1 protein-coding gene is annotated in these 437 nt (G+C 70.9%); it reads right to left on the bottom strand.

All coding sequences use genetic code 11. The annotated features are described in order from the left end of the window. Window positions 1–403: IclR family transcriptional regulator (locus LPA54_RS39290; protein WP_228985178.1), on the bottom strand; the 403-nt coding region annotated here is incomplete at its 3' end. Window positions 404–437 lie beyond the last annotated feature (34 nt).

Genomic DNA, 437 nt, shown 5'->3' on the forward strand with positions numbered 1-437 from the left:
GGAGCCGGCGGCCGGCCGCCGACACCATCCGCACCGCGTGGGTGGAGTCCACCTTGGCGATGTAGATGACGTCGGTGTCCTCCAGGATCGCCACGTGCACGGTCTCGTCGCAGGTCTCGGCGACGGACCCGGCGACCTGCTGCCCCTCGGCGGCCAGGTCCAGGTGCTCGGCGTAACGGGCGCCCAGCTGGTACGGCCGGACGCCCAGCCGGTAGCGGCCGGGCTGACCGGCGACCGGGACGATGTACTTGCGGGCGGCGAGCGTGGTGACCAGCTCGTGGACGGTGGTGCGCGGCAGCTGGAGCCTGCGCACGATGTCGGGGGCGGAGAGCGTGCCGTCCCCGTCCAGGAAGAGCTCGTGTATGTCGAGAGCCCGGGTCACGGCAGGTACGAGTCGTCCCACGACCGGCCCCCTCCTAGTGTTCGATATACCAACA

This window comes from Streptomyces sp. DH12, assembly GCF_020873895.1.
GTDB lineage: Bacteria > Actinomycetota > Actinomycetes > Streptomycetales > Streptomycetaceae > Streptomyces.